Genomic DNA, 23,283 nt, shown 5'->3' on the forward strand with positions numbered 1-23,283 from the left:
CGGCCAGGCGAAGGACCGCGACATCATCGCGTTCCAGGTGAAGCCCGCCGGCGGCCCGGACAGCATCTCGACCGAACGGCTCGTCACCGACCTGCGCGAGCAGACGGTGTCGACCGACGACGGCAAGGTCACCCTCGGCGTCGCGGGCAACGCCAGCGCGAACATCGACGTGTCCGAGAAGCTCTCGAACGTGCTGCCGCTGTACCTGGCGGTCGTCGTCGGCCTGTCGCTGATCATCCTGATCGTGGTGTTCCGGTCGTTCCTCGTGCCGATCACCGCGACGGCCGGGTTCATCCTGTCCGTGCTCGCCTCGTTCGGCGGCCTGACCGCGATCTACCAGTTCGGCTGGCTCGGCTCCGTGTTCGGCGTGCACGACCCGGCGCCGATCCTGAGCTTCCTGCCCATCATCGAGATCGGCATCCTGTTCGGCCTGGCGATGGACTACCAGCTCTTCCTGGTGTCCGGCATGCGGGAGGCCTACGCCCACGGAGCCTCGGCGAAGGTCGCGGTCCAGCGCGGGCTGCACGCCGGCCGCGCGGTGGTCACGGCCGCCGCGATCATCATGATCTCGGTGTTCGCGGGCTTCATCTTCTCGGACTCCTCCACGATCAAGCCGATCGGCTTCGGGCTCGCGTTCGGCGTGCTGATCGATGCCTTCGTGGTCCGGATGCTCCTCATCCCGGCGGTGATGCACCTGCTCGGGAAGAGCGCCTGGTGGATCCCGAAGTGGCTCGACCGGATCCTGCCGGACGTCGACGTCGAGGGCGCGAGCCTGGAGCGCTCGCACCCGACGGACGGCCGCGGACACGGCGACGCCGAGCACCGCGGGTCGCACGCGGCGGACGTCGCCCCGGACGCGAACCCGCACGAGGGACACACGCCGACGCACCGCGCGTAGGGCGCAGAGCCGCGCGTGGGTGACCGATCCGCGCGTGGGTGACCGATCCGCGCATGGGTGACCGATCCGCGCGAGGGAGGCAGGAAGTTCCGGCCCCCTTCGCGCGGTTCGTCATCCCACGTCGGCTGCGATGGGCTCGAACCTCGCCGACCGTTCGCGCACGAAGTACCGTGGACGCATGACCTCGACCGACGTCGACCCGCTCGCGCTCGACCGCCAACTCTGCTTCGCCCTCGCCGCGACGAGCCGGAGCGTGATCGGGCTCTACCGCGACCTGCTCGACCCGATGGGCCTGACGCACCCGCAGTACCTCGTGATGCTCGCCCTGTGGGAGCACGACCCCCGCTCGGTGCGCGAGATCGCCGGGGAGCTCCGCCTCGACTCGGCCACCCTCAGCCCGCTGCTCAAGCGGCTCGAGGCCTCCGGGTACGTCCGCCGGGCCCGGAGCACCGCCGACGAACGACAGCTCGAGGTGTCGCTCACCACCGCCGGCCGTGCCCTCCGGGAACAGGCGCGCGCGGTCCCCCTCGCCGTGGCGGACCGGCTGGGCTGGCCACTCGAACGGCTGGAACGCCTCAAGGACGACCTGACCGAGCTGCTCGGTCGGGTCGACACCCTCGACTGACGAACTCCTTCGTGCCACAATGGTTGGTGTACGAACGAAAGGACGGGCCGTGGGTCGCTTCGGCAGCTGGTACGACCGCTGGAACCGCACGCTCATCGAGAAGATGGGCCCGTCGCAGATCGGCGCCGGGCACGCCGAGGGCGTCGACGACCGCTCGGTGGACCGTCCGTGCCCGATCTGCCACCAGCCGCTGTCGCAGCACACGGTGATCCGCCCCGAGGGACAGGTCCGCTCGAGCAGGCTCGTGTGCCCCGGTCGCTGAGCATCTGCCGTGCCCGGGGAATTGCACCCGGCAACACGTGGTTCAACGGAGCCGTGAAGCTCTTCGAACCCGCCGACCTCGGCGCACTCCACCTCCGCAACCGCATCGTCATGGCACCCCTGACCCGGACGCGCGCCGGGGCCCATGGTGTCCCGAACGACCTCCTCGTCGAGCACTACGCCCAGCGCGCCTCGCTCGGCATGATCATCACCGAGGGCACCTGGCCCGTGCAGGAGGGCCGCTCCTACCCCGGCCAGCCCGGCATCGAGACCGACGAGCAGGTCGCCGGCTGGCGCCGCGTCGCCGACGCCGTCCACGAGCGCGGCGGCACCATCGTCATGCAGCTCATGCACGGCGGCCGTGTGTCGCACACCGACATCTCCGGCACCCCGCGCATCGTCGGCCCGTCCGCGATCGCCGCCCCGGGTCAGACGCACCTGGCCGACGGCTCGAAGGCCGACATGCCGGTCCCGCACGAGCTCACCACCGACGAGGTCCGCGAGGCCGTGCAGGGCTTCGTCCGCGCCGCCCGCAACGCGATCGCGGCGGGGCTCGACGGGGTCGAGGTGCACGGCGCCAACGGGTACCTGGTGCACGAGTTCCTCTCCCCCGTGTCGAACACCCGCACCGACGAGTACGGCGGCTCCCCGGAGAACCGCGCGCGCTTCGCCGTCGAGGTCACCGCGGCGGTCGCCGAGGCGATCGGCGCGGACCGCGTCGGCATCCGCCTGTCGCCGCAGCACAACATCCAGGGCGTGCTCGAGGAGGACGACGCCGACGCGCTGGCCACCTACACGGCGGTCGCCGAGGGCCTGGCGCCCCTCGGGCTCGCCTTCGTGGACGTCCTGAACGCGGAGCCGGGCAGCGAGCTCGTGCAGCACGTCCGCCGCACCGCGGGCGCGCCGTTCATCGCCAACTCGGGCTTCTCCTCCATGACCACCCGCGACGAGGCGATCACCCTGCTCGACGGTGGCCTCGCGGACGCCGTCGCCGTGGGCCGTGCCGCGATCGCGAACCCGGACCTCGCCGAGCGCTGGGAGCAGGACGCGGCGCTCAACGAGCCACGCCCGGAGCTCTTCTACGGCGCGACCGCCGAGGGGTACACGGACTACCCGACGCTGGCCGAGTCCCAGGAGCAGGCCGCGTAGTCGACGCGACCACAGCACAGGACGGGCGCGCCCCGCTCAGCGGCAACGCGAAGCGTTGCGCGGGGCGCGCCGACCGAGCCTGCGAGGGAGGACGGTGCCAGCCGGCACCGCGCCTCCCGTCCGTCTCCCGGTCGCTTCCGCCACCCGCCCTGCCGAACCGCGCGGAGGAGGACGATCCGCGCATCGGATGCTGATCCGCGCGTTGCAGGCCGGGAGGAACGACCGACCATGCGCGGTTCGGCTTCCTACGGCAGCTGCGATGGGACGGGACACTCGGAACCATCACGGTCCCGGTCCCGGTCCTCGCCGTCCCACAGGTCGGCGCACTCGACCCCGGTGACGCCGGCCCGCCGCAACCACGCACCCGCCCTCCGGTCCCCCGGGTCGGCCGTGACCGCGGCGAGCAGCGCTGCGCGGTGCGCCGGACCGACGAGCACCGGGTGACCCGGCCGCTCCCCGAACACCGCCCGCCGCAGGACGTGGCGGTCTGACCCCGGCCCGAGCACGCGCCGGACGACCGCGGCGGGCAGCGTCGGCAGGTCGACGAGGGTGACGCAGGAGGTGTCCTCGTCGCCGAGGGCACGCAGCCCCGCGGCGAGCGACGCCCCCGGCCCGGCCGCCCAGTCCTCGGTGACGACGACCCGAACGTCGGGAGCGGTCGGGACGTGCGGCCGTGCACGGTCGGCGGCGGCACCGAGCACCACGACGACCTCGGCGCAGCCGCCCGCGCGCAGGGCGTCCACCGCGAGCGTCGGCCACGGCACGCCGTCCGGGCTCCGCACGAGCGCCTTCGGCGTGCCCATCCGGGTGCCGGCACCCGCGGCGAGGACGACCCCGACCACGCGGCGCCGTTCCGGCACGGGGTCGCCGGTCACACGAAGGCGGGCACCGACGCCCACGCGGCCGGGGCCTCGGCGACCCCGTCCCGCGCGACCGTGCCGGAGATCAGGCCGTAGGGGCGGTCGGCGGCGAAGAACACCTCGCCCGGGTTCTCGAGGCCGAACGGCGCGAGGTCGACGAGGAAGTGGTGCTTGTTCGGCATCGAGAAGCGCACCTCGGCGATCTCCGGGAACGCCTCGATCGCGGAGCGGCCCATCGCGAACAGGGTCTGCTGGAGCGCGAGCGAGTGCAGGTCCGCGAAGGTCGCGAGCATCCGGTCGAGGACCCCGGCGTACAGGGCGTCGTAGTCGATGCCGGCGGCGACCGCCTCGGGCGTGTACCGCCAGCGGGCGGTCACCGAGGTCGCGAGGATCCGGTCGTCGGTCTCCGCCAGGGTCGTGTAGCCGTCGCGGGGGAAGCCGTGGAACTCGCTGCCGGTCGACTTCAGGACGGTCAGGTCGGTGACACCGGCGAGCACGTGCACGTCGTCGCCGTCGACCTGCACCACGGCGGTGCGGGTGCCCCGACCCGAGCGGACGAACGAGTGGTCGTGCTCCCGGCCGTCGACCGCGATGCGCTCCCAGGCGTGCTGCTCGGCGGACAGCGTCGAGCCGTCGTACCAGTCGAACGCCGTCGCGAAGTGCCGACCGAGGCGGAGCAGGAAGTCCTCGGTGTTCTTCTGCGTGTCCGTGGCGACGACCTTCGCGTTGTCGCCCTCCGTGTAGGACTCGGCGAGCGCCGCGCCCCGCAGCTGCGTCGTGACGGTGTCGCGGGTCACCCGGACGAGTCGGACCTCGGCCTTGCCGTACTGGTTCGCGCCGAGGCGGACGGAGGTCGTGACGGGGGCTGCGGTGGCGGTGGTGTCCATGCGGCGACGATGACACCCGGTTGTTTCGGGGGTGCGTCGATCAGGTCACGGGTTCCGGCACCGGACGTGACCCGGGCGTCGCTGGCCCGTAACGACGCTGAAACACCGGTTCCCTAGCGTTGCCGCCACGAACCGATCCGACCCGAGGAGGCCCCGTGGCGCGCACGTCCGCACCCCGAGCGGCGTCCAGGTCTGCCCATGGGGCGTGGAACCGCGGCATGATCGCGCACGGTCGACGGCCGGCGGCGACACCCGACCCGTCGACCGTCACCCTGATCGGACCCCCTCATGGACCTCGTCTCCGTCCGCACCGTGCGGACACCGTCGCACCGCGACGACCTCGCGCTCGCCCCCGGTGAGCAGCCCCTCGCGGGCGGCACCTGGCTGTACTCCGAGGAGCAGCCGGGCACGACCGGCCTCGTCGACCTGACGGGCCTCGGCTGGCCGGACGCCGAGCGCACCCCGGACGGGCTGCGGGGAGCCCAACTGGCGCGCCTGGCCGCTCGTCGACCGGTGTGTGAACGCCCTGCTCGCGTCCTTCAAGGTGTGGAACGCGGCGACCGTCGGCGGCAACGTCGCGACGGCGCTGCCGGCGGGCGCGGTGACGGCGCTGCTCGTCACGCTCGACGCGACGGCCGTGGTGTGGACGACGGACGGCGGGGAGCGCCGGGTGCCGGTCGCCGAGCTCGTGACGGGACCGCGCTCGACCACGCTCGCCCCGGGCGAGGTCGTCCGTGCGTTCGACGTGCCGGCCGCGGCGCTGCGCCAGGAGACCGGGTTCCGCCGGGTGTCGCTCAGCCCGCACGGCCGGACCGGGACGCTCGTCACCGCACGGTGGAGCAGCACCGACCGCGACGCCGACACCGGCACCGGTGCCGGCACAGCCACCGGTGCCGGCTTCGTCCTGGTCGTCACCGGCGGCGTCCCGCGCCCGCTCGTGCTGCGCTGGGACACCGTCCCGACTGCGGCCGCGGTGGACGCGGTCCTCGCCGGCCACGACGACTGGTACGACGACCCGCACGGCTCCCCCACCTGGCGACGCGGGGTCTCGCGCCGCTTCGCCGCGGAGCTCGTCGCCGAGGCCGGCGCGACCGGGCACAGCGGCAACCGTCGAGCCGGGGGCGCCCGATGAGGCTCACCGTCGACGGCACCGCCCTCGAGACCACCCCGCAGCCCGGCCAGGTCCTCCGCACCCTGCTCCGCGAGCACGGCGTGACCGCGGTGAAGAAGGGCTGCGACGCCGGTGACTGCGGTGCCTGCTCGGTCCTGCTCGACGGCGTCCCCGTGCACTCCTGCATCACGCCCGCCCACCGGCTCGAGGGCCGCACGGTCACCACCGCCGCTGGCCTCGGCACCGCCGCCGACCCGCACCCCGTGCAGCGCGCGTTCGCCGAGGCGCCCGGCTTCCAGTGCGGGTTCTGCACCGCCGGGTACGTCGTCACGGCGTCGACGCTCGACGACGACCAGCTGACCGACCGGCACCGGGCGCTCAAGGGGAACCTGTGCCGGTGCACGGGGTACCGCGCGATCGAGGACGCCCTCGACGGGGTCCGCAACACCGCCTGCGCCACGGCCGGGGACGCCGTGGGGACCTCGGTCGCGGCACCCGCGGCGATGCGCATCGTCACCGGCGACGAGGAGTACACGCTCGACGTCCGCCGGACCGAGGCGCTCCTGCACCTCGCGGTCCTCGGCAGCCCGCACCCGCACGCCCGCGTCACCGCGATCGACACGAGCGCCGCCGAGGCGCTCCCGGGCGTGCACGCCGTGCTCACCCACCGGGACGACCCCGGTGTGCTGTTCTCCACCGGGCGGCACGACTCCCGGCTCGACGACCCCGACGACACCCGCGTGTTCGACCCCGTCCTGCGGTTCCGCGGACAGCGCGTCGCGGCCGTCGTCGCGGAGAGCGTCCGGATCGCGGAACAGGCCTGCGCCCTGCTCCGGGTCACGTACGAGGTGCTGCCGAGCGTGCACGACGTCGACGCCGCGCGGCTCCCCGGTGCACCGCTGCTGCACGGCGACAAGACCACCGCCGAGCACCGCATCGCCCTGGAGGGTGCCCTCGCCGCGTCCGCGGCGACGGTCGAGGGCACGTGGTCGACGGGTCGCGTCTCGCACGCGGCGCTCGAGACGCACGCGACCCGCGGATCGCTTGACCGGGACGGGAGGCTCGTGCTGCGGACCGCCACGCAGGTCCCGTTCCTGGTGCGGGACGAGATCGCGCACGTCTTCGGTCTCGACCCGGCCCGGGTGCGCGTGGTCGCCAAGCGCGTGGGCGGCGGGTTCGGCGGCAAGCAGGAGATGCTCACCGAGGACCTCGTGACGCTCGCGGTGCTCCGCACCGGACGGACCGTGCAGTACGAGTTCAGCCGACGCGACGAGTTCACGATCGCGCCGACGCGGCACCCGATGCGCGTGCGGGTGCGGTTGGGCGCCGACGTGGACGGCCGGCTCACCGCGATGCACGTCGACCAGACGATGGACACGGGTGCGTACGGCAACCACGGCGTCGGCGTGATGTTCCACTCGGTCAGCGAGTCGGTCGCCGTGTACCGCTGCCCGGTCAAGCGGGTCGACGCCGAGTCCGTCTACACGAACAACCTGCCGTCCGGGGCGTTCCGCGGGTACGGCCTCGGGCAGGTCGTCTTCGCGATCGAGTCGGCGATGGACGAGCTCGCGCGTCGCCTCGACCTGGACCCGTTCGAGCTGCGCCGCCGGAACGTCGTGGTGCCGGGGGACCCTCTCGTCGTCACCGACCCCGACGAACAGGACGACCTGCGCTGGGAGGGCAGCTACGGCCTCGACCAGTGCCTGGACCTGGTCGAGGACGCCCTCCGCGCACCCCTGCCCGAGGTCCCCGCGATGGACGGGCCCGTGCTCGACGACTCCGGCGACTGGGCACACGGCACCGGGATCGCCCTCGCGGCGATCGCCACGATGCCGCCCCGCGGGCACCACGCGCACGCGTCCGTCGAGGCCACGGCCGACGGCCGCTACCGGACGACGGCGCTCGGCACCACGCCCGACCGGGTCGACGTGCACCAGTCCGACACCGACGCCGCCCGGTACGACACGGGTGCGTTCGGGTCGGCGGGGATGGTCGTCGCGGGCAAGGCGCTGTACGCCGCCGCGCTCGACCTGCACGAGCAGATGACCGGCAGGGCGCTCACGCTCGTCGCGGCCCGGACGCGTCGGCGACGAGCTCGTCGGGCACGCCGAACTGCTCGCCGAGGGACCGCTCGTCGCCCACGGCAGCCACGACGGCACCCCGCGCTCGCTGGCCTTCACGGTGCACGGCGCCCGGGTGGCGGTGCACCGGCCGACCGGTGAGGTCCGCGTGCTCCACAGCGTGCAGGCCGTCGACGCCGGCACGGTCCTGAACCCCGAGCAGCTGCGCGGACAGGTCGAGGGTGGTGCCGCGCAGGCCTCGACGACGACGGTCGGGTGACGACCGACGCGTTCCGCTCCTACCGGGTGCCGAACGCCGTCACCTCGGACCCGCTCGGACCGCTCGGCGCGAAGTCCATGAGCGAGGCGCCGTACAACCCCGTCGCGCCGGCGGTCGCGAACGCCGTGCGGGACGCCCNCGGGACGCCCTCGGCGTCCGGCCGTACCGCCTGCCGATGACGCGTGACCGGGTCTGGGCGCTCCTCGCGGCCGTGGACCGGACCGACGCCGGGGGTGCGTAGTGTTCGAACTGGCACCGCGCCTCCTGGCCGTGCTCGACGGCGGCGATGTCGGGCAGCGCGCCCAGCGGGGTGGGGACGTCGATGGCCGTCCTGCCGGGCGGCCAGGTCGTCGGGACGATCTCGGGGGGCTGCGTCGAGGGGGCGCTGTTCGTGACGGCCGAGCAGGTGCTCGCGGACGGCGTGCCCGTACTGGAGCGCTTCGGCTTCGACGACGACCCGGACGATCCCGACGCGGTGTGGGCGCCGGCGCTCCGCTGCGGGGGCCGGGTCGAGGTCCTGGTGCGCCGGATCGTCCCCAGCGACCCCGTCGTGGACGTCCTGCGACGGGCGGCGTCGGGCGTGCCGACGTCGCTCACGGTCTCGCTCGAGCCCGACACGCTCGGTGCGGTCGTCACCGCGCGTCGGGGCCGTGGAGTCCGCCGTCGCCGTGACGAACGCGGCGGCGGTGCTCGGGCACGCCGTGACCGTGGTCGACCCGCGGCCGGTGTTCCTGACCGACGAGCGCTTCCCCGCCGCGGACGAGCGCATCGTGGGGTGGCCGACGCGAGTGCTCGAGGGGCTGCCGATCGACGCGTCGACGGTGGTCGTGGTGCTCTCGCACGACGACCGGTTCGACGCCGCGGTGATCGACCTCGCGCTCCGCCGCGGTGCCGGGTACGTGGGGGCGATGGGCTCCCGTGCGACGCACGAACGGCGGACGGCGGAGCTGCGCGCGCTCGGGACGCCGGACCTCGGGCGGCTGCGGTCCCCGATCGGGCTCGACATCGGCGCGGAGACCCCGGCCGAGATGGCGGTCGCGATCATGGCCGAGGTGATCGCCGTGCGTCGGGGTGCTCCGGGTGGGGCGCTCGCCGGCGGGGCGGGGCCGATCCACCGGCGGGCGGTGGCGGCGGGCTGAGCGGTGGGACGGGGCCGGTCTCGGGCGTGCCTGGTCGTTCCGGGCGTACCTGGTCGGACGTCCCGCCCGCTCTGGCGAGCGCCCGCGGGCGTCAGTCGTCGCGCACGTACCCGGTGTCGGGGTGAGGTCGCTGCGCATCCGCTCGTCGTCCGCGCACAGCCGGAGGTTCGTGGCAGCGAGCTCGTCGGGCGCTGGTCCCGGGGCGGAGGACGAGAGCGTCCCGCCGAAGCCGTAGCCGGGGTTCGGCCCGGTCAGCCACGTGACCTGCGTGCTGCTGCCCCGCCGCCGGCACCGAGCGCGAGCCGTCGGGCCAGGTCGTCCGCCCACCGTCGTGCCAGCCGAAGGGTCCGGCGAGCACGGTGAGCCGGGCGTGCTCCCGCGGGTCGGACAGCTGCCATCCGTAGTTCGTGGGGACGACGTGGCTCACACCGTCGACGTCGAGACGCTCCCGGCTGTCGCCGAGGCCGTCCGTGTGGACCTCCTCGTCCGTCCAGACCAGGAACTGGCTCACCCAGTCGTCGGCGTCCTCCGGTGGTGCGAACAGCCACCACTGGGGCGCACCGGTCGAGGGCAGGCGGACCTCGAGCCGAGCCGAGGGAGCTCCCGAGTGCGAGAAGGTCACGCCGAGGACACCGCCCTCGGCCCGGACGTCGGAGCACCGGTAGCCGTCCCGTGGCGGAGCGGCCCGGAGCGCGGCGACGATCGCCTGGTCGGTCAGCACGCTCCGATCCTGCCGCCGAGACGCCTCCGAGCGCGCGAGGCGCCGCCGAATCCGGGGGCGTCTCGCACACCTGGAGGCGTCTCGTGCATCCCGGGTGTCCCGCATCCGGGCGCGTGACGGCCCGCCGCCGTCACACCGGCGTGCGCGCCAGGCGCTCCGCGAGCCGCGCCGCGATCTCGCGCTCGTCCCCCGTCACGAGCCGGTGGTCCCGGACGACCACGCGCCCGCCGACGACCACGTGCTTCGGCCGCCGCCCCGGGGACGCCCAGAGCAGCCCGCCGACCGGGTCGGCAACGCCTGCGTCCGCGACGCCCGAGACGTCCCACACGCACAGGTCGCCCGCGGAGCCCGCACCGAGGTGCCCGAGCTCCGGGCGTCCGAGTCCCGCCGCCGACCCCTCGGTCATCATCCCGAGCACCTGCCGTGCCGGGAGCTGCTGCCCGACGAGCGCCGACACCTGCATTGCCAGCCGGCCGTCGGCGAGCAGGTGCCCCGCGTCGTTGCTCCCGCCTCCGCTCGTCCCGAGGCCCACCGGGATCCCCGCGTCGGCGAGCGCCGCGACCGGGGCGATCCCCCACCCCATCGGCACGTCGCACCCCGGCGCGTGCGTCGCGCTCACCCCGGCGTCCGCGAGCCGGGCGACCTCGTCGGCGGTGACGTCGCACAGGTGCGCGATCGTCACGTCCGGTGCGAGCCACCCCCACTCCTCGAGCAGGTCGAGCGGCCGCCGCCCGTACCGCTCGAGGGCGATGGCGGTGTCAACCTGCTCGTTCGCCTGGGTCCGCCGGCGCAACCCGTGCTGCGCCGCGACCTCGCCGAGCGCCCGGAAGGTCGCCTCACCGTCCGAGTGCACCCCGGCCGGCCCCACCGCGACCTGGGCGGCATGCTCCGGGTCGTCGCGTGCCGACCCCCGGACGAACACGAGCCGTCCGCCGAGCCCGCGGACGGCGTCGACCGTCGCGCCCGCAAGCACCACGGTGTCGTCGGTGGTCGCGTCCGCGGGCCAGTTCAGGTGGTGGTCGGCGATCGTCGTGACGCCGAACAGGAGGCCCTCCGCGGCTCCGGCGGACGCGGCCAGTCCGTACAGCTCGGGATCGTGCCCCGCCCGGGCGTACGCCGCGGCCATCGTCGGGAGCCAGTCCGCCATCGGGACACCGCGCGTGCCCGGCAGCGTCCGGAACGCGGTCTGCAGCAGGTNGTGGTCTCGAGGTCGCTGCCGTCGTCGACGACGACGTCACCGTCCCGTTCGGTGCGGGGGTCGACGAGGACACGGCGGGCACCGGTGACGGTCAGCATGCGACGGTTCTAGCAGCCGCCTGTTTCCGGGGCGTGACGGCGGATGCCTCGGGGGTGCCTGTGTACGCTCGCACCAGGTCGGATGGGGGTGGACGACGTGGGTGGTCTCGGGTCGGACGGTGTCGTGGCGCGGTACGATGTCGCTGTCGACTGCTTGTGCAGGAGGAGAACCCGTGGAGTCCGGCGCATCCCTGCACCGCGGCGTCTCGTCGGACGCCGCGAGACGGTCGGTCACCGACGTGGTGGACCGCACCGCGGCGATCGTCGACGGGGACTGGAAGGTCCTCAGCGGGCCGCGACTCGGTCTGTGCCCGGGCTCCGACGGGTCCGGCGATGCCGAGGACCCGGGCGGTGTCACGTGGGTGTACATCGCGCAGCGGCCCGGCTCGGACGACCCGGAGGACGATCTCCGCAGGGTCGAGGCGTTCTGGCAGCGCCTCGGTATCACGACGAAGCGGTACCGCAGCGGTGGCGACGACCCGGACCTCGGGGTGTCCGGACGGGGCGGTCCGGTCACCAGCATCGACTTCCTCTCGTCGGCCGAGGGGGGCTACAGCATCGACGGTGGGTCACCGTGCGCGGACGGCGACTTCGGCGAACTCGCCACGGGCACGCCCTCGCCGGCCCCCTGACCCGTCGCCCATCCCGTCCGCAACTGCTCGGCAGCGGTCGCGAAGGACGTGGCGATGTCCGGGTCGGGGTCGAACAGGTTCTGGATCCGCAACCCGTCGAAGAGCGCCAGGAGCTGGTGCGCCCCGCGGACCGGGTCGGTGGTCGACGGTTCCCGTCCGGTCGCGACGTCGTGCGCCAACGCCTGCTGGATCGAGGATCGGAACGCGCGGTAGCTCACCAGGAACGCCTCACCGGCCGCCTCGCCCGGGTCGGCAGCGGGGGCGAGTGCGGAGACGATGAGGCGGTCGAGTGCCGGGTCAGCCGAGAACGCCACCACGAGCGCACGCAGCCACGGCACCGTCCCCTCGGTCGCGGCGAGCGGGGCGAGCGGCGTCGTCACCTGCTCGAGCCACGTCGCGAGCGTCGCAGCGAGCAGGTGCGGCGTGGTCGGGAAGTGCGCCGTCACCGTCTCCTCGGACACGCCGGACCGCTCGGCGACGAGGCCGGACGTGCAGCGAGACGGCCCCACGTCCCGCAGGACGCCGATCGCCCCCTGCAGCACGCGAGTGCGGACCGGCTCGCTCGACCGACGGGTCGAGAGCTGCTCGGGCGGGGTCCTGCGGAACCACTCCAGCAGGGCGTGTGCCCGCGAGGTCTCGGCTGCGGGGTCCGCCGGTCGTTCCGGGTCGAACAGGTCCACGTAGCCCGGGGTCGCGTGCACCGCGGGGTCGTCGGTCCGGAACGCGATCGTCCAGTCGTCGAACGACCGCTCCTCGACCGGGTCGTCGAGGAGGACCTGCACGTCGACGTTCGCCGGGTCGGCGGCCACCTCGTGCACGCGCTGCCGGACGATGTCGGCGGGGCCCTCGACGATCCCGAGCACGTTCGCGTCGTGCAGTGCGAGCACCCCCGTGATGCCGAGCTCGGCGTTCCTCGCCCGCTCGACGGAGACGAGGTGAGCGAGGTCGTCGTGACTCAGTCGGCCGGTGCGTGCGGTCGTGAAGACGAGGCAGCGGAGGGTCATCGGTCGGCTCCGTCAGGATCGGTCGTGGCTGCTGCGGTGGCGGGGTCCACGTCACGTCGGACCGCGAGCACCGTGAGGTCGTCGCCCACGACTGCGGGCACGTCGTCGAGGAACGCCCGGAGCGTGTCGTCGAGCGCGGGCGCGTCGACGAGCCGCCGGGCGAGCGCGGTCAGGGTCTCGAAGTCGGCGTCGGGGAGCTCGAGGATCCCGTCGGACGCGACGAGCAGCACGTCGCCCGGCCGATCGGCAGGTCGGCGGACGGGATGCGCCGGGTCGAGCCGTCCGTGCGGGCGATCGCGGCGAACCCGTGGCCGGCGTCGACGAACTCGAGTGCGCCGTCGGCCAGGCGGAGACCCTCCGCCCCCTCCACCGCGACGCCGGGGGTCTCGCGGACCAGGGCGTCGAGCGCGCCGAGCAGGTGGGCGGCCAGCAAGCCCGCCGGGACGCCCTTGCCCATCACGTCGCCGACCGTGACCACCAGGCTGCGGCCGTCCGGGGCCGTCGCACACTGTGCGAGGTCGCCGGACACCCCCGCAGCGGCCCGGGCGACGTGTGCCGCAGACCACCCCGTGCCCGCGCGACCGTCCGGCAGCAGCGCAGCCTGCACGGTCCGGAGACGCGAGGCCTGGTCGAGCCCGGCGTCCTCGTCGTCGTAGACGTCCTGCAGTGAGACCACACCGCAATGTACCGCTCCGCCGAAACACGCGCACCCTAGGTTCGCCCCATGTCACAGACCCTGATCCGCGCCGGCTGGGTGCTGACCGCAGCACCGGACGACGCCGCCACCCCCGCCGCGATCCGCGACGGCGCCGTCCTGCTCGACGGGGACCGCATCGCCGCCGTGGGCACCTTCGCGGAACTGTCCGCCGCCCACCCGGACGCCCCGGTCCGCGGGGGCGCGTACGACGTCGTGACCCCGGGGTTCGTGAACACGCACGGGCACTTCAGCGAGGGGCTCATCACCGGCATCGGCTCGCAGTACACCCTGTGGGAGTGGCTCACGGCGCTGATCGGCCGCGTCAACCCGGTGATGACCCGCGAGAAGGCCTACGCCGGCACCGTGCTGCAGGGCATCCAGCTGCTCCGGAGCGGTGTCACGACCGCGAACGACATGTTCTGCGCGGACCCGATGCCCGACGAGCCGGCGACCCCCGGGGTCGTCGCGGCGCTCGAGGACCTGGGCCTGCGCGGCGTGGTGTCGTTCGGCTCCGGGGACGTCGACCGGGACTTCGGTGCGACGCCGATCCTCGAGGAGTTCGAGGCCCTGCGCGAGGCCGCCGACGCCAGCCGGTACAGCACGTTCCGGGTCGGGGTGTCGTCGATCGGGCGGTACACCGACGACACCTGGCAGGAGCACGTCGACTACGCGGTCGCCGGTGGCCACGGCGTGCACGTGCACTTCCACGAGGTCCGCGAGGAGGTCACCTCAGCCCGGCAGCGCACCGGCCGCACGGCCATCGGGCACGCCGAGGCCACGGGCATGTTCCAGGTGCCGGTGATCGCGGCGCACAGCGTCTGGGTCGACCGGGAGGACCGCGAGCGCTACGCGTCGAACGGCGTCGGCGTCGCCCACAACCCGGTCGCGAACGGCATCCTGGCGAGCGGCATCGCCCCGGTCGCGGAGCTCCGGGCCCTCGGCGTCCCGGTCGGCATCGGCGTGGACGGGCCGGCGTCGAACGACTCGCAGGACTTCCTGCAGGCGATGAAGACGGCGGCGCTCCTGGCGCGCGTCCGGGACCTGCAGGCCACGGCCATGAGTGCGCGCGAGGCGTTCGAGATGGGGACCATCGGCGGCGCCCGCGCGCTGCGGATGGACGCCGAGATCGGCTCGCTCGAGCCGGGCAAGCGCGCCGACCTGGTCGTGTTCGACGGCGACTCCCCCACGCTGGCGAACGTGCACGACCCGTACCAGGCGGTCGTCTTCGTCGCCGGCAGCCGTGAGGTCCGCGACGTCTGGGTCGACGGCGAGCTGAGCGTCGCCGACCACGACGTCACACGGGTGGACGTGCGCGAGGCGGTCGCCCGCGCCCGCCCCCTCGCCCGTCAGCTGGTCGCCGAGGCGGGGCTGGAGCGCCTCTCGGCGCTCACCGGCGGCGCACTCGACGACACCGAGCGTCCGTGTGCGCACCGCCTCCCGTCCGTCCGTCCCCGGCCCCGGCCCCGTCAGAGTTCCAGGACCAGGCGCGGACAGCCGCGCCGCGCGCGCGAGACGCAGACCATCATGCTGCGGTCGTCGGCCTGCTCCTCGGGACTGAGGACGGTGTCGCGGTGCTCCACCGCACCCTCGAGCACCGGGGTCTCGCACGTGCCGCACGTGCCCTCGCGGCAGGAGGACAGCACGAACGCGCCGGCCTCCTCGGCGACCTCGAGCAGGGTCCGGTCGGCTCGCCGGGGGCGTCCACGTCGGCGGCCGGCTCGAAGCGCTCGACCCGGAAGCTGCCGGCCGGCCAGTGCGCGGCCGCGGCCTCGACCGCGTCCATGAGGCCGCGAGGGCCGCAGCAGTACACGACGGCGTCGCGCGGCTCGGCGAGGAGCCCGACCACGTCGAGCCGCGGGTGCTCGTCGGCGACCGCGAGGGCGACCCGGTCGGGGTGCGCCGCGACGAGGTCGTCGACGAAGGCCATCCGGTCGCGGGTGCGCCCGGCGTAGTGGAGCTCCCACGGCGTCCCGGCACGCTCCGCGGCGGCGATCATCGCGGTGATCGGGGTGATCCCGATGCCGCCGGCGACGAAGACCGCGGGGCGGGACGGGTCGAAGCCGAAGTGGTTGCGGGGACCGGCGACCGCGACCTCGGTGCCGACCGCCAGGCCGTCGTGCACGGCCGCCGAGCCGCCGCGCCCGTCCGGTTCCCGGAGCACCGCGATCCGCCAGTGCCCCTCGGGGGTCGTGCCGACCAGGGAGTACTGCCGCTCCGTGCCCGGCGCGACCTCGAGGTCGACGTGCGCGCCCGGCTCCCAGTCCGGCAGCGCGGGGTCGTCGAGGGGCGCGAGGTCGAGCGCGACGACGTCGGTCGCGACCGTCCGGCGGGCGGCGACGCGCAGCCGCCGGCGCTCGGGCGCCCCGGTCACGCGACCACTCCGGCGCGCGGGGTCTCCTTGACCACGATCATGTGGAAGCGGCTGCCGTCCGCGCTGCACCACCGGTGGCCGGTGCCGCCGCGGTAGTAGGCGGAGTCGCCCGGCCCCAGGCGGAGCGGCTCCTGTCCGCGGAGGTCGAGCAGGACGTCGCCGGCGAGCACGGTGAGGAACTCGTCCTCGCGGTGCTCGAAGTACTCGCCGAGGTCGGTGTTGTCCCCGGTCCACTCGAGCGGTTCGAAGGCGTGCGGTCCGGCGTGCACGAGCAGCCGCGCTTCGCCGCTCGAGAACGGCCCGCGGGCGCCCTCCCCCGCCCGGATCACCTCGGGGGCGCGGTCGTCCTGCTCCGGGCGCTCGGACACCATGCTCGCGCGGGAGTGTCCGCGTTCGACCTGGCTGAGGAACGGGTGGGACAGGCCGGTGGTCTCGGCCACCTGCACGAGCGTCAACCGGGCGGCGCGACGACGTGCGCGGATGTGCTCGCCGATGCGCTGCGTCTGCTCGTCGACGACGCGGTCGTTCTCGGTGGGGGTCGCGGTGCTCACGCGGACTCCTCTCGGTGTCGTTCCGGGTCTGAGCGGGTGTCACAGATGTTGATGCGATCAACATTCTCACACAACCCGGGAGGCCGCCATGGACTCGTCAGCACCGCGTCCGGTCGACCTGCTGCGCGGGGCGCTGCTGCCCGACGGACGGCTCGTCGACGTCGCGATCTCGGGTGACACCGTGACCGAGGTCGCCCCGGCCGGCACGCTCCGCGGCTCGGTCGACGGCACGCTCGACCTCGCCGGACGACTGCTCCTGACCGCCCCGGCGGAGCCGCACGCGCACCTCGACAAGGCCCTGAGCGCCGACGCGATCCGCCCGCCGCTCGGCGACCTCGGTGCCGCGATCGCGTCCTGGTCCGCCCACGCCACGACCACGACCGTCGACGAGATCGCCGACCGCGCCCGCACCGCAGCGCTGACCATGCTCGCCGCCGGCACCACCGGCCCCGGCCCCCGTCGAGTCCGCCGTGCGCGGTGCGCAGGCCCTCGTGCGGGTCCGTGACGAGCTCGCCGGGCTGATGGACCTCGAGCTCGTGGCCCTGGCCGGACCGCTCGCCCCCGACCACCACGTCGAGGCCGTGCTGGCCGACGTCGACCGGCTGCTGGCCCTGGCCGACCGGCACGGGGTCGGCGTCGACCTGCACACCGACGAGAACCTCGACGGACCGGTCACGCTCGACCACTTCGCCCGCGCCGTCAGTGCTCGCCGTGATCCGGGCACGGACGGCCGCACCTGGACCGCCGGGCACTGCGTCCGGCTCGGCACCCTCGGGCCCGAGCGCCGCGCGGAGGTCGTCGCCGACGTCGCCGCGGCGGACCTCGGCATCGTCACGCTGCCGATCACGAACCTGTACCTGCAGGGCTGGCAGCACCCGGTGTCCACGCCCCGCGGGCTCACCGCGATCCAGGCGCTCACGGCGGCCGGCGTCCGCGTGGCCGCCGGCGCCGACAACGTCCGCGACCCGTTCAACCCGGTCGGCCGCAGCGACGCACTCGAGACCGCGTCCCTGCTCGTGACGGCCGGCCACGTGACGCCGGACCAGGCGTACGCGATGGTGAGCGACACCGCCAGGAGCGTGATGGGCCTCCCGGCCGCCGGTCCCGTCCCCGGACGGCGAGCCGACCTGCTCGCGATCGCCGCGACCAGCGTCACCGACGCCGTCGCGAACGCCCCGGCCGACCGCATCGTCCTGTCCCGCGGGCGGCTCGTCGCCCGCACCGAGGTGCGCACCACCGTCGCCGCGACCGCGGCGCCCGTGCCCGCCTGACCCCGACACCCCCGACCCGATCCGCACACCCACCGAGGACCCGAGGTGACCGTGACCACCACCGCCCCACCGCCCGTCACCGCGACGGACACCCTGCTCGACTTCCGCGACGTCGAGATGACCTTCCCGAACGGGACCGTCGCCCTGCAGGGCGTCGACCTGACCGTCGACCGCGGACAGTTCGTGTCCGTCGTCGGCCCCTCCGGCTGCGGCAAGTCGACCCTGCTCCGCATCGCCTCCGGGCTCGAGTCCGCGTCGCACGGCACCGCCGGGGTCGCGACCGACCGGATCGGCTACGTGTTCCAGGACGCCACCCTGCTTCCATGGCGCTCGGTGCAGGGCAACGTCGAGCTGCTCGCCGAGCTCGGCCACGTCCCGAAGGCCGAGCGAGCCGCCGGGGCCGCGCGCGCCATCGACCTCGTCGGGCTGACCGGCTTCGAGACGAACCTGCCGAAGCAGCTCTCCGGCGGCATGCGGATGCGCGTCTCGCTCGCCCGGTCGCTGACGCTCGACCCGGAGCTGTTCCTGTTCGACGAGCCGTTCGGCGCCCTCGACGAGATCACCCGCGAGCGCCTCAACGACGAACTCCTGCGCCTGTTCGTCGAGCAGCGCTTCGCCGGCCTGTTCATCACGCACTCGGTGTCCGAGGCCGTGTACCTGTCCACCGAGGTCATCGTGATGTCCGGCCGTCCGGGCAGCATCGTCGGCCGGTTCGAGGTGCCGTTCCCGATGCCCCGCGACCCCGACATCCGCTTCACCCCCGAGTTCGCCGAACTGGTCGGCGAGGTCTCGCACGCACTCCGGGAAGGACACCGCTGATGGTCACCCTGCAGGAGGTCTCCGAGGCCCGGGCCGTCCGGACCGCCGCGCGCCGCACCGCCGGCCGTCCCCGTCGTGCCGTCACGTGGTGGCCGCCGCTCGTCGTCCTCGCCGTGCTCGTCGGCATCTGGTACGCGGCGGCGGCGTACTACGACCACGTCCGCGGGCTCGCCTTCCTGGTGCCGTACCCGCACCTCGTGCTCAAGGCGATCGTCGCGCCGACGATGCCGGACGGGTCGCCCTCCACCTTCGGCACCGACCTGTGGTCCGCCCTCGGCCGCACCACCGTGGTGTCGCTCGTCGGACTCGCCTTCGCGATCGTGATCGGCGTCGCCTGGGCGATGGCGATGGCGCAGGCGAAGTGGCTCGAGCGCTCGCTCTACCCGTACGCCGTCGTGCTGCAGTGCGTGCCGATCCTGGCGCTCGTGCCGCTCATCGGCGCCCTGTTCGGCTACGAGTTCGCCAGCCGGGTCATCGTCACCGTGATGATCGCCCTGTTCCCGATGGTGTCGAACACCCTGTTCGGCCTGCAGTCCGCGGACCGGGCGCAGCGCGAGCTGTTCCGGCTGCAGCGGGCGAGCCGGTTCGCCCGGCTCGCGCACCTCGGCCGGCCTGAGCGTCATCGGCGCGATCGTCGGCGACCAGTTCTTCCAGCGCGGCAACCCCGGCCTCGGCGTCCTCATCCAGGTCACCGCCTCGCGCCTGATGGGTGCGGAGCTCTACGCGACGATCATCATCGCCTCGCTCTACGGCGTCGCCGTCTTCCTCGTGTTCGGACTCGTCGGCCGCCTGGCCGTCGGGCGCTGGCACGACTTCAGCTGACCGGCCCGCCGGTCCCGCTCCACCCCCACAGCACACCCGTCCCCCACCACCCCTCCCCGCACCACCCCTTCCCGACAGCACCACGAGACCCGCACCACGAACGGAGCCTCCATGCGCACCACCACCCGACTCGGCGTCGCGACCGCCGCCCTCGCCGCGACCGCGCTCGCCCTCACCGGATGTGCCGCCGGCTCGTCCTCCGGATCGAGCACGACCGCCGCGACCGCGCAGTCCGCCTCCGGCCCGAAGGTCGACCTGTCCGGGGTCTGCCCCGCGACCGTCGTCGTCCAGACCGACTGGAACCCCGAGGGCGAGCACGGCCACCTGTACCAGATGCTCGGGCCGGACCCGCAGATCGACGCCTCGGGCAAGACCGTCACCGGCGACCTGTACGCCAACGGCAAGAGCACGGGCGTCAAGCTCGAGATCCGCGCCGGCGGCCCCGCGATCGGCTACTCGAAGGTCTCGTCGCAGATGTACCAGGACAAGTCGATCACCCTCGGTTACGTCTCCACCGACGAGGCCGTGCAGTTCTCCGGCAACCTGCCGACCACGTCCGTCTTCGCCGAGAACGACACGTCCCCGATGGCGATCATGTGGGACCCGAAGACCTACCCGAAGGTCGACAGCATCGCGAGCCTCGGCAAGGCCCTGGCGAAGGACGGCGGTGTCGTCCGCTACTTCAACGGCGCCGCGTACATGACCTACCTCGAGCAGTCCGGCACCCTGCCGAAGAGCGTCCTCGACGGCAGCTACGACGGCACCCCGTCGAAGTTCGTGTCGGCCGGCGGCAAGGACGCGCAGCAGGGCTTCGCGACCGCCGAGCCGTACATCTACCAGAACCAGGTCGCGGCCTGGGGCAAGAAGGTCGACTACGCGCTCATCTCGAGCACCGGGTGGAACCCCTACCCCGAGGCGATGTCCGTGCGCAGCGGCGACCTGACGAAGCTCACCCCGTGCCTGCAGAAGCTCGTCCCCGTGATGCAGCAGGCCGACGTCGACTACCTGAAGGCACCCCAGGCGACGAACGACCTGATCACGAAGCTCGTGCAGCAGTACAACAACGGCTGGACGTACGACTCGAAGGTCGGTGCGTTCGCCGCCGCGCAGATGGTGAAGCTCGGCATCGCGAAGGACACCGACGGGTACATCGGTTCCGTCGACGACCAGCGCATGCAGGACTTCATCGAGAAGGCGAAGCCCGTCTTCGCCGGCTCCGGCGACGTGAAGAGCGATCGGGCTCGGCAAGTGACCCGGGTCGGCTGAGCCGACCCACCACCGGACGGGAGGCGCGGGGCACGCCCGCCCCGCGCCTCCCGTCCGCCGTTCCCGCACCACCCACCCCACAGGAGTGAGCATGACCACCGTCACCCCCGCCGCCACCACCGTCACCCCCGCCGCCCTGGCGGCGCTCCGCGCCGATCTCGTCACGCTCCTCGGCGAGCGCGGGGTGAGCGCCGACGAGCGCACCCGCGCCCGCGCCTCCGTCGACGAGGCGACCATGAGCCCCATCCTCAGCGCGCAGCTGCCCCTCGGCCTCGCCGACCTCGTCGCCTACCCCGCGTCGGCCGACGACGTCGCGGCCACCCTGCGCGCCGCCGTCCGGCACGGCGTCCCCGTCACCACGCGGGGGAAGGGCACCGGCAACTACGGCCAGGGCATCCCGCTGCACGGCGGACTCGTGCTCGACACCTCGCGGGCGCGCGCCGTCGTCGAGGTCGGCGACGGCTGGGTCACGGCCGAGGCCGGCGCCTCGATGGTCGCGCTCGAGCAGGCCGCCGCCGCCACCGGCCAGCAGCTCTGGATGTACCCGTCCACCGCGCAGTCCACGATCGGCGGGTTCCTGTCCGGCGGGTCCGGGGGCACCGGGTCCATCGCGCACGGGTCGAACTGGCAGGGCTTCGTCACGGCGCTCGACGTCGCGCTGCCCGGCGCCGACGGACTGCTGCACGTCGAGGGCGACGAGGCGCAGCCGTTCGTGCACACCTACGGCACCGCGGGGATCATCGCCCGCGCCACCGTCCGGCTCGAACCGCTGCAGGAGTGGCGTGCCGTGTACGCGTCGTTCCCGACGTTCGAGGAGGCCCTCGTCGCCGTGCGGACGCTCCGCGGGCTCGACCCCGTGCCCCGGCTCGTCAGCGCCGACCGCGCCGAGGTCGCCGCGACGCTGCCCTCGGACGCCGCGATCCCGGACGACCGGGCCAGCCTGCGAGCGATCGTCGACGACGCCGTGCTCGACGAGGCACGGGCGCTGATCGAGCAGGCCGGCGGGAGCGTGCTGGACGTCCGCGAGGGCCTGCAGCAGACCACCAAGGTGTCGATGCTGTCCTACAACCACCCGATCTGGTGGCTCAAGCGGAACACCCCGGACACCGAGTGGTTCCACGTCGAGGTCGGCGGCGAGGCCCTGATCGACCGGATCGCCGAGGTCGAGGCCGTGTACCCGGGCGGGATGCTGCACATCGAGGCGGCGCACGTCGGCCCGATCGGGATGCTCACCGCGCCGTACACCGGGGCCGAGGACGTCTACGCCGGGTACCCGCTGCTCCGCGACCTGGGGGTCCGGGTGCACAGTCCGCACCAGTACTACGTCGACCACGGCGTCGAGGAGCTCGTGGCGCTCAAGCAGCGCACCGACCCCGAGGGGCTGCTCAACCCGGGGCACGTGATCGACCCGTCGCTCGTGGTCAGCGGTGGCTCGACGGCGTCGGCGCAGCCGGTCGTCCCGGGGTTCGGCAAGTGACCGCCGGCTCACGGCTGCTCGCCGAGCTGTCCGGCCCGGCGGTGGCCGCGGGGCTCGGTCCCGACTCGATCGTCGTGCAGCCGACCGGTGCCGTCGANCGGATCGGGGGCGCCGCCGTCGAACGGGCCGCCGCCGAGGGCCTGGACGTCTGGCAGCTCCCCACCATCGCGTTCACGAAGTCCGACGAGCACAGCTGGGCGCCGGGGACCGTGTCGCGCTGATGGGCGCCGGCTCGCTCGTGTTCGCGAACGGACACGGCGGGAACGTCGCGCTCCTGCAGGTCGCGCTGCGGGAGATCCGGAAGCGCTACGGGCTGAAGACGTTCCTCATGCCGACGCTCGCGCGGGTCCCCGGCCCCTCGGGCGAGGACGCCGACGAGCGCGGCCTCGGGATCCACGGCGGTGCGGCCGAGACGTCGATGATCCTGCACCTGCGGCCGGACCTGGTCGACATGTCGCTCGCCGAGCGGTGGGTGCCCGACCACCTGGCCGAGTTCGAGCGGATCCGGTTCAACGGCGGGCCGGTGTCGTTCGGCTGGCTGTCGAACGACTTCGGGACGCCCGGGGTCGTCGGCGACGCGAGCCGGGCCACGGCGGCGTACGGGCAGGCGCTGTGGGACGTGTCGCTCGACGAGGCGGTGGCGTCGCTGCACGAGATCGCGCGCTTCGACCCGGCGGTGGCACGGCCGGCGGCCGGTGCCGGCGCCGTCGCGGGTGGTGCCGGCGCGGGTGGTCCCGGCGCGGGTGGCGCCGCCGGGGTCGGTGGTGCCGCCGTTCCCGCTGTGGTGGCGGTGTCGTGACCGTGCTGGCGGGGCAGGCGGCGGCCGCGACCGGCGACGCCGCTGCCCCCTGGCTGCCGTCGGCCGAGGACGGCCCGGGTCCGACGATGACGCTGTCGACGGTCGGGCTCGACGGCTACCCCGACGCCCGGACCGTGCTGCTGTCGCGGTTCGACGGGGAGCGCCTGCACTTCCACACCGACGCGAGGAGCCGGAAGGCGGCCGAGCTCGCCGCGCTCGCCCGTGCGGCGGTGACCCTCGTCTGGCCGGAGGTGGCCCGGCAGCTCGTCGTCGTCGGCGACGTCGCA

General features: G+C 74.0%; 25 protein-coding genes and 3 pseudogenes. 19 read left to right on the forward strand and 9 right to left on the reverse strand.

Features of this window, described 5'->3' with window-relative positions; genetic code table 11:
• Positions 1-37: 37 nt before the first annotated feature.
• The 4 genes from HUN58_RS20685 to HUN58_RS18445 all read left to right on the forward strand — a co-directional run bounded on the left by HUN58_RS20685 (position 38) and on the right by HUN58_RS18445 (position 2,933).
• A complete protein-coding gene (locus HUN58_RS20685; protein WP_254631706.1) occupies positions 38-898 on the forward strand; it encodes an MMPL family transporter in 861 nt (286 codons plus the stop codon).
• Positions 899-1,076: 178 nt separating this feature from the next.
• A complete protein-coding gene (locus HUN58_RS18435; protein WP_180225652.1) occupies positions 1,077-1,523 on the forward strand; it encodes a MarR family winged helix-turn-helix transcriptional regulator in 447 nt (148 codons plus the stop codon).
• Between the two features lie 49 nt (positions 1,524-1,572).
• Positions 1,573-1,785 carry a hypothetical protein gene (locus HUN58_RS18440; RefSeq protein WP_180225651.1) on the forward strand — a complete coding sequence of 71 codons (213 nt, stop codon included), beginning with the start codon at positions 1,573-1,575 and terminating at the stop codon, positions 1,783-1,785.
• Between the two features lie 53 nt (positions 1,786-1,838).
• Complete coding sequence (locus HUN58_RS18445) at positions 1,839-2,933, forward strand: alkene reductase (RefSeq protein ID WP_114850450.1); 1,095 nt, start codon at positions 1,839-1,841, stop codon at positions 2,931-2,933.
• Between the two features lie 245 nt (positions 2,934-3,178).
• Here the strand turns inward: HUN58_RS18445 and HUN58_RS18450 are convergent, their stop codons facing one another.
• Positions 3,179-3,793, reverse strand: coding sequence for an NTP transferase domain-containing protein (locus HUN58_RS18450; protein WP_180225650.1), 615 nt, complete (start codon positions 3,791-3,793; stop codon positions 3,179-3,181).
• 11 nt (positions 3,794-3,804) lie between these two features.
• A complete protein-coding gene (gene pucL / locus HUN58_RS18455; protein ID WP_208745647.1) occupies positions 3,805-4,680 on the reverse strand; it encodes a factor-independent urate hydroxylase in 876 nt (291 codons plus the stop codon).
• A 517-nt stretch (positions 4,681-5,197) separates the two neighbouring features.
• Here pucL and HUN58_RS18460 point away from each other — a divergent pair.
• From HUN58_RS18460 to HUN58_RS18475, 5 genes and pseudogenes are all read left to right on the forward strand, one after another.
• Complete coding sequence (locus HUN58_RS18460; protein WP_229666975.1) at positions 5,198-5,812, forward strand: FAD binding domain-containing protein; 615 nt, start codon at positions 5,198-5,200, stop codon at positions 5,810-5,812.
• Positions 5,809-8,013, forward strand: coding sequence for a molybdopterin-dependent oxidoreductase (locus HUN58_RS18465; RefSeq protein WP_368075763.1), 2,205 nt, complete (start codon positions 5,809-5,811; stop codon positions 8,011-8,013). Before HUN58_RS18460 ends, HUN58_RS18465 begins: the two co-directional genes overlap by 4 nt.
• Positions 7,904-8,131 (forward strand): molybdopterin cofactor-binding domain-containing protein, encoded by a 228-nt coding sequence (locus HUN58_RS21115; RefSeq protein WP_368075806.1) that lies wholly within the window; start codon positions 7,904-7,906, stop codon positions 8,129-8,131. Before HUN58_RS18465 ends, HUN58_RS21115 begins: the two co-directional genes overlap by 110 nt.
• Before the next feature lie 286 nt (positions 8,132-8,417).
• Positions 8,418-8,564: pseudogene (locus HUN58_RS21120) on the forward strand (XdhC family protein); the annotation flags it as partial.
• A gap of 217 nt (positions 8,565-8,781) precedes the next feature.
• Positions 8,782-9,270 carry an XdhC family protein gene (locus HUN58_RS18475; protein ID WP_208745648.1) on the forward strand — a complete coding sequence of 163 codons (489 nt, stop codon included), beginning with the start codon at positions 8,782-8,784 and terminating at the stop codon, positions 9,268-9,270.
• Between the two features lie 91 nt (positions 9,271-9,361).
• Here HUN58_RS18475 and HUN58_RS18480 read toward each other — a convergent pair whose 3' ends face one another.
• Together HUN58_RS18480 and HUN58_RS18485 are read right to left on the reverse strand one after the other, a co-directional pair.
• Positions 9,362-9,991 (reverse strand): hypothetical protein, encoded by a 630-nt coding sequence (locus HUN58_RS18480; RefSeq protein ID WP_208745649.1) that lies wholly within the window; start codon positions 9,989-9,991, stop codon positions 9,362-9,364.
• A gap of 130 nt (positions 9,992-10,121) precedes the next feature.
• Complete coding sequence (locus tag HUN58_RS18485; protein ID WP_217488556.1) at positions 10,122-11,138, reverse strand: amidohydrolase family protein; 1,017 nt, start codon at positions 11,136-11,138, stop codon at positions 10,122-10,124.
• A 322-nt stretch (positions 11,139-11,460) separates the two neighbouring features.
• Between HUN58_RS18485 and HUN58_RS18490 the strand changes: the two genes are divergently transcribed.
• Positions 11,461-11,919, forward strand: coding sequence for a hypothetical protein (locus HUN58_RS18490; protein ID WP_208745650.1), 459 nt, complete (start codon positions 11,461-11,463; stop codon positions 11,917-11,919).
• Here HUN58_RS18490 and HUN58_RS18495 read toward each other — a convergent pair.
• Genes HUN58_RS18495 through HUN58_RS18505 form a run of 3 tightly spaced genes read right to left on the reverse strand, consistent with a single transcriptional unit; the run spans position 11,838 to position 13,599 of the window.
• Entirely contained in the window at positions 11,838-12,923 is a 1,086-nt protein-coding gene (locus HUN58_RS18495; protein ID WP_114850458.1) for a BLUF domain-containing protein, read from the reverse strand. The two genes, HUN58_RS18490 and HUN58_RS18495, sit on opposite strands and share 82 nt — an antisense overlap.
• Entirely contained in the window at positions 12,920-13,153 is a 234-nt protein-coding gene (locus HUN58_RS18500; RefSeq protein ID WP_208745651.1) for a SpoIIE family protein phosphatase, read from the reverse strand. The genes HUN58_RS18495 and HUN58_RS18500 overlap by 4 nt, the downstream gene beginning before the upstream one ends.
• Positions 13,093-13,599, reverse strand: coding sequence for a SpoIIE family protein phosphatase (locus tag HUN58_RS18505; protein ID WP_208745652.1), 507 nt, complete (start codon positions 13,597-13,599; stop codon positions 13,093-13,095). The genes HUN58_RS18500 and HUN58_RS18505 overlap by 61 nt, the downstream gene beginning before the upstream one ends.
• Before the next feature lie 48 nt (positions 13,600-13,647).
• Here HUN58_RS18505 and HUN58_RS18510 point away from each other — a divergent pair.
• Positions 13,648-14,883 (forward strand): annotated as a pseudogene (locus HUN58_RS18510) (amidohydrolase family protein); the annotation flags it as partial.
• A 203-nt stretch (positions 14,884-15,086) separates the two neighbouring features.
• On the opposite strand, the gene HUN58_RS21125 reads toward HUN58_RS18510, so the two are convergent.
• Positions 15,087-15,584, reverse strand: a complete 498-nt coding sequence (locus tag HUN58_RS21125; RefSeq protein WP_368075807.1) for a 2Fe-2S iron-sulfur cluster-binding protein — start codon at positions 15,582-15,584, stop codon at positions 15,087-15,089.
• A gap of 403 nt (positions 15,585-15,987) precedes the next feature.
• On the reverse strand, positions 15,988-16,542 hold the full coding sequence (locus tag HUN58_RS18520) for a cupin domain-containing protein (protein ID WP_208745653.1): 555 nt from the start codon (positions 16,540-16,542) through the stop codon (positions 15,988-15,990).
• Positions 16,543-16,630: 88 nt separating this feature from the next.
• Here HUN58_RS18520 and HUN58_RS20330 point away from each other — a divergent pair, with 88 nt between their 5' ends.
• The 8 genes and pseudogenes from HUN58_RS20330 to HUN58_RS18555 all read left to right on the forward strand — a co-directional run.
• Positions 16,631-17,047 carry a hypothetical protein gene (locus HUN58_RS20330; protein WP_217488557.1) on the forward strand — a complete coding sequence of 139 codons (417 nt, stop codon included), beginning with the start codon at positions 16,631-16,633 and terminating at the stop codon, positions 17,045-17,047.
• Positions 17,013-17,813 carry an amidohydrolase family protein gene (locus HUN58_RS18525; protein WP_217488558.1) on the forward strand — a complete coding sequence of 267 codons (801 nt, stop codon included), beginning with the start codon at positions 17,013-17,015 and terminating at the stop codon, positions 17,811-17,813. The genes HUN58_RS20330 and HUN58_RS18525 overlap by 35 nt, the downstream gene beginning before the upstream one ends.
• 51 nt (positions 17,814-17,864) lie before the next feature.
• Positions 17,865-18,632, forward strand: a complete 768-nt coding sequence (locus HUN58_RS18530; RefSeq protein ID WP_254631475.1) for an ABC transporter ATP-binding protein — start codon at positions 17,865-17,867, stop codon at positions 18,630-18,632.
• 347 nt (positions 18,633-18,979) lie between these two features.
• Positions 18,980-19,174 (forward strand): annotated as a pseudogene (locus HUN58_RS20695) (ABC transporter permease subunit); the annotation flags it as partial.
• 391 nt (positions 19,175-19,565) lie between these two features.
• Positions 19,566-20,720 carry an ABC transporter substrate-binding protein gene (locus HUN58_RS18540; RefSeq protein ID WP_208745654.1) on the forward strand — a complete coding sequence of 385 codons (1,155 nt, stop codon included), beginning with the start codon at positions 19,566-19,568 and terminating at the stop codon, positions 20,718-20,720.
• A gap of 91 nt (positions 20,721-20,811) precedes the next feature.
• On the forward strand, positions 20,812-22,197 hold the full coding sequence (locus HUN58_RS18545; RefSeq protein ID WP_208745533.1) for an FAD-binding oxidoreductase: 1,386 nt from the start codon (positions 20,812-20,814) through the stop codon (positions 22,195-22,197).
• Between the two features lie 220 nt (positions 22,198-22,417).
• On the forward strand, positions 22,418-22,996 hold the full coding sequence (locus HUN58_RS18550; protein ID WP_254631547.1) for a creatininase family protein: 579 nt from the start codon (positions 22,418-22,420) through the stop codon (positions 22,994-22,996).
• A partial coding sequence (locus HUN58_RS18555) for a pyridoxamine 5'-phosphate oxidase family protein (RefSeq protein ID WP_254631548.1) occupies positions 22,993-23,283 on the forward strand: 291 nt, incomplete at its 3' end. The genes HUN58_RS18550 and HUN58_RS18555, both read left to right, overlap by 4 nt.

The sequence above is a fragment of the Curtobacterium sp. Csp1 genome, assembly GCF_013347185.1.

Coding starts and splice junctions, on each gene's coding strand:
- HUN58_RS18435 (WP_180225652.1), top strand. CDS start 1,077: ATGACCTCGACCGACGTCGACCCGCTCGCGCTCGACCGCCAACTCTGC.
- pucL (WP_208745647.1), bottom strand. CDS start 4,680: ATGGACACCACCGCCACCGCAGCCCCCGTCACGACCTCCGTCCGCCTC.
- HUN58_RS18465 (WP_368075763.1), top strand. CDS start 5,809: ATGAGGCTCACCGTCGACGGCACCGCCCTCGAGACCACCCCGCAGCCC.
- HUN58_RS18485 (WP_217488556.1), bottom strand. CDS start 11,138: ATGGCGGACTGGCTCCCGACGATGGCCGCGGCGTACGCCCGGGCGGGG.
- HUN58_RS18495 (WP_114850458.1), bottom strand. CDS start 12,923: ATGACCCTCCGCTGCCTCGTCTTCACGACCGCACGCACCGGCCGACTG.
- HUN58_RS20330 (WP_217488557.1), top strand. CDS start 16,631: ATGGACTCGTCAGCACCGCGTCCGGTCGACCTGCTGCGCGGGGCGCTG.
- HUN58_RS18540 (WP_208745654.1), top strand. CDS start 19,566: ATGCGCACCACCACCCGACTCGGCGTCGCGACCGCCGCCCTCGCCGCG.
- HUN58_RS18545 (WP_208745533.1), top strand. CDS start 20,812: ATGACCACCGTCACCCCCGCCGCCACCACCGTCACCCCCGCCGCCCTG.
- HUN58_RS18550 (WP_254631547.1), top strand. CDS start 22,418: ATGGGCGCCGGCTCGCTCGTGTTCGCGAACGGACACGGCGGGAACGTC.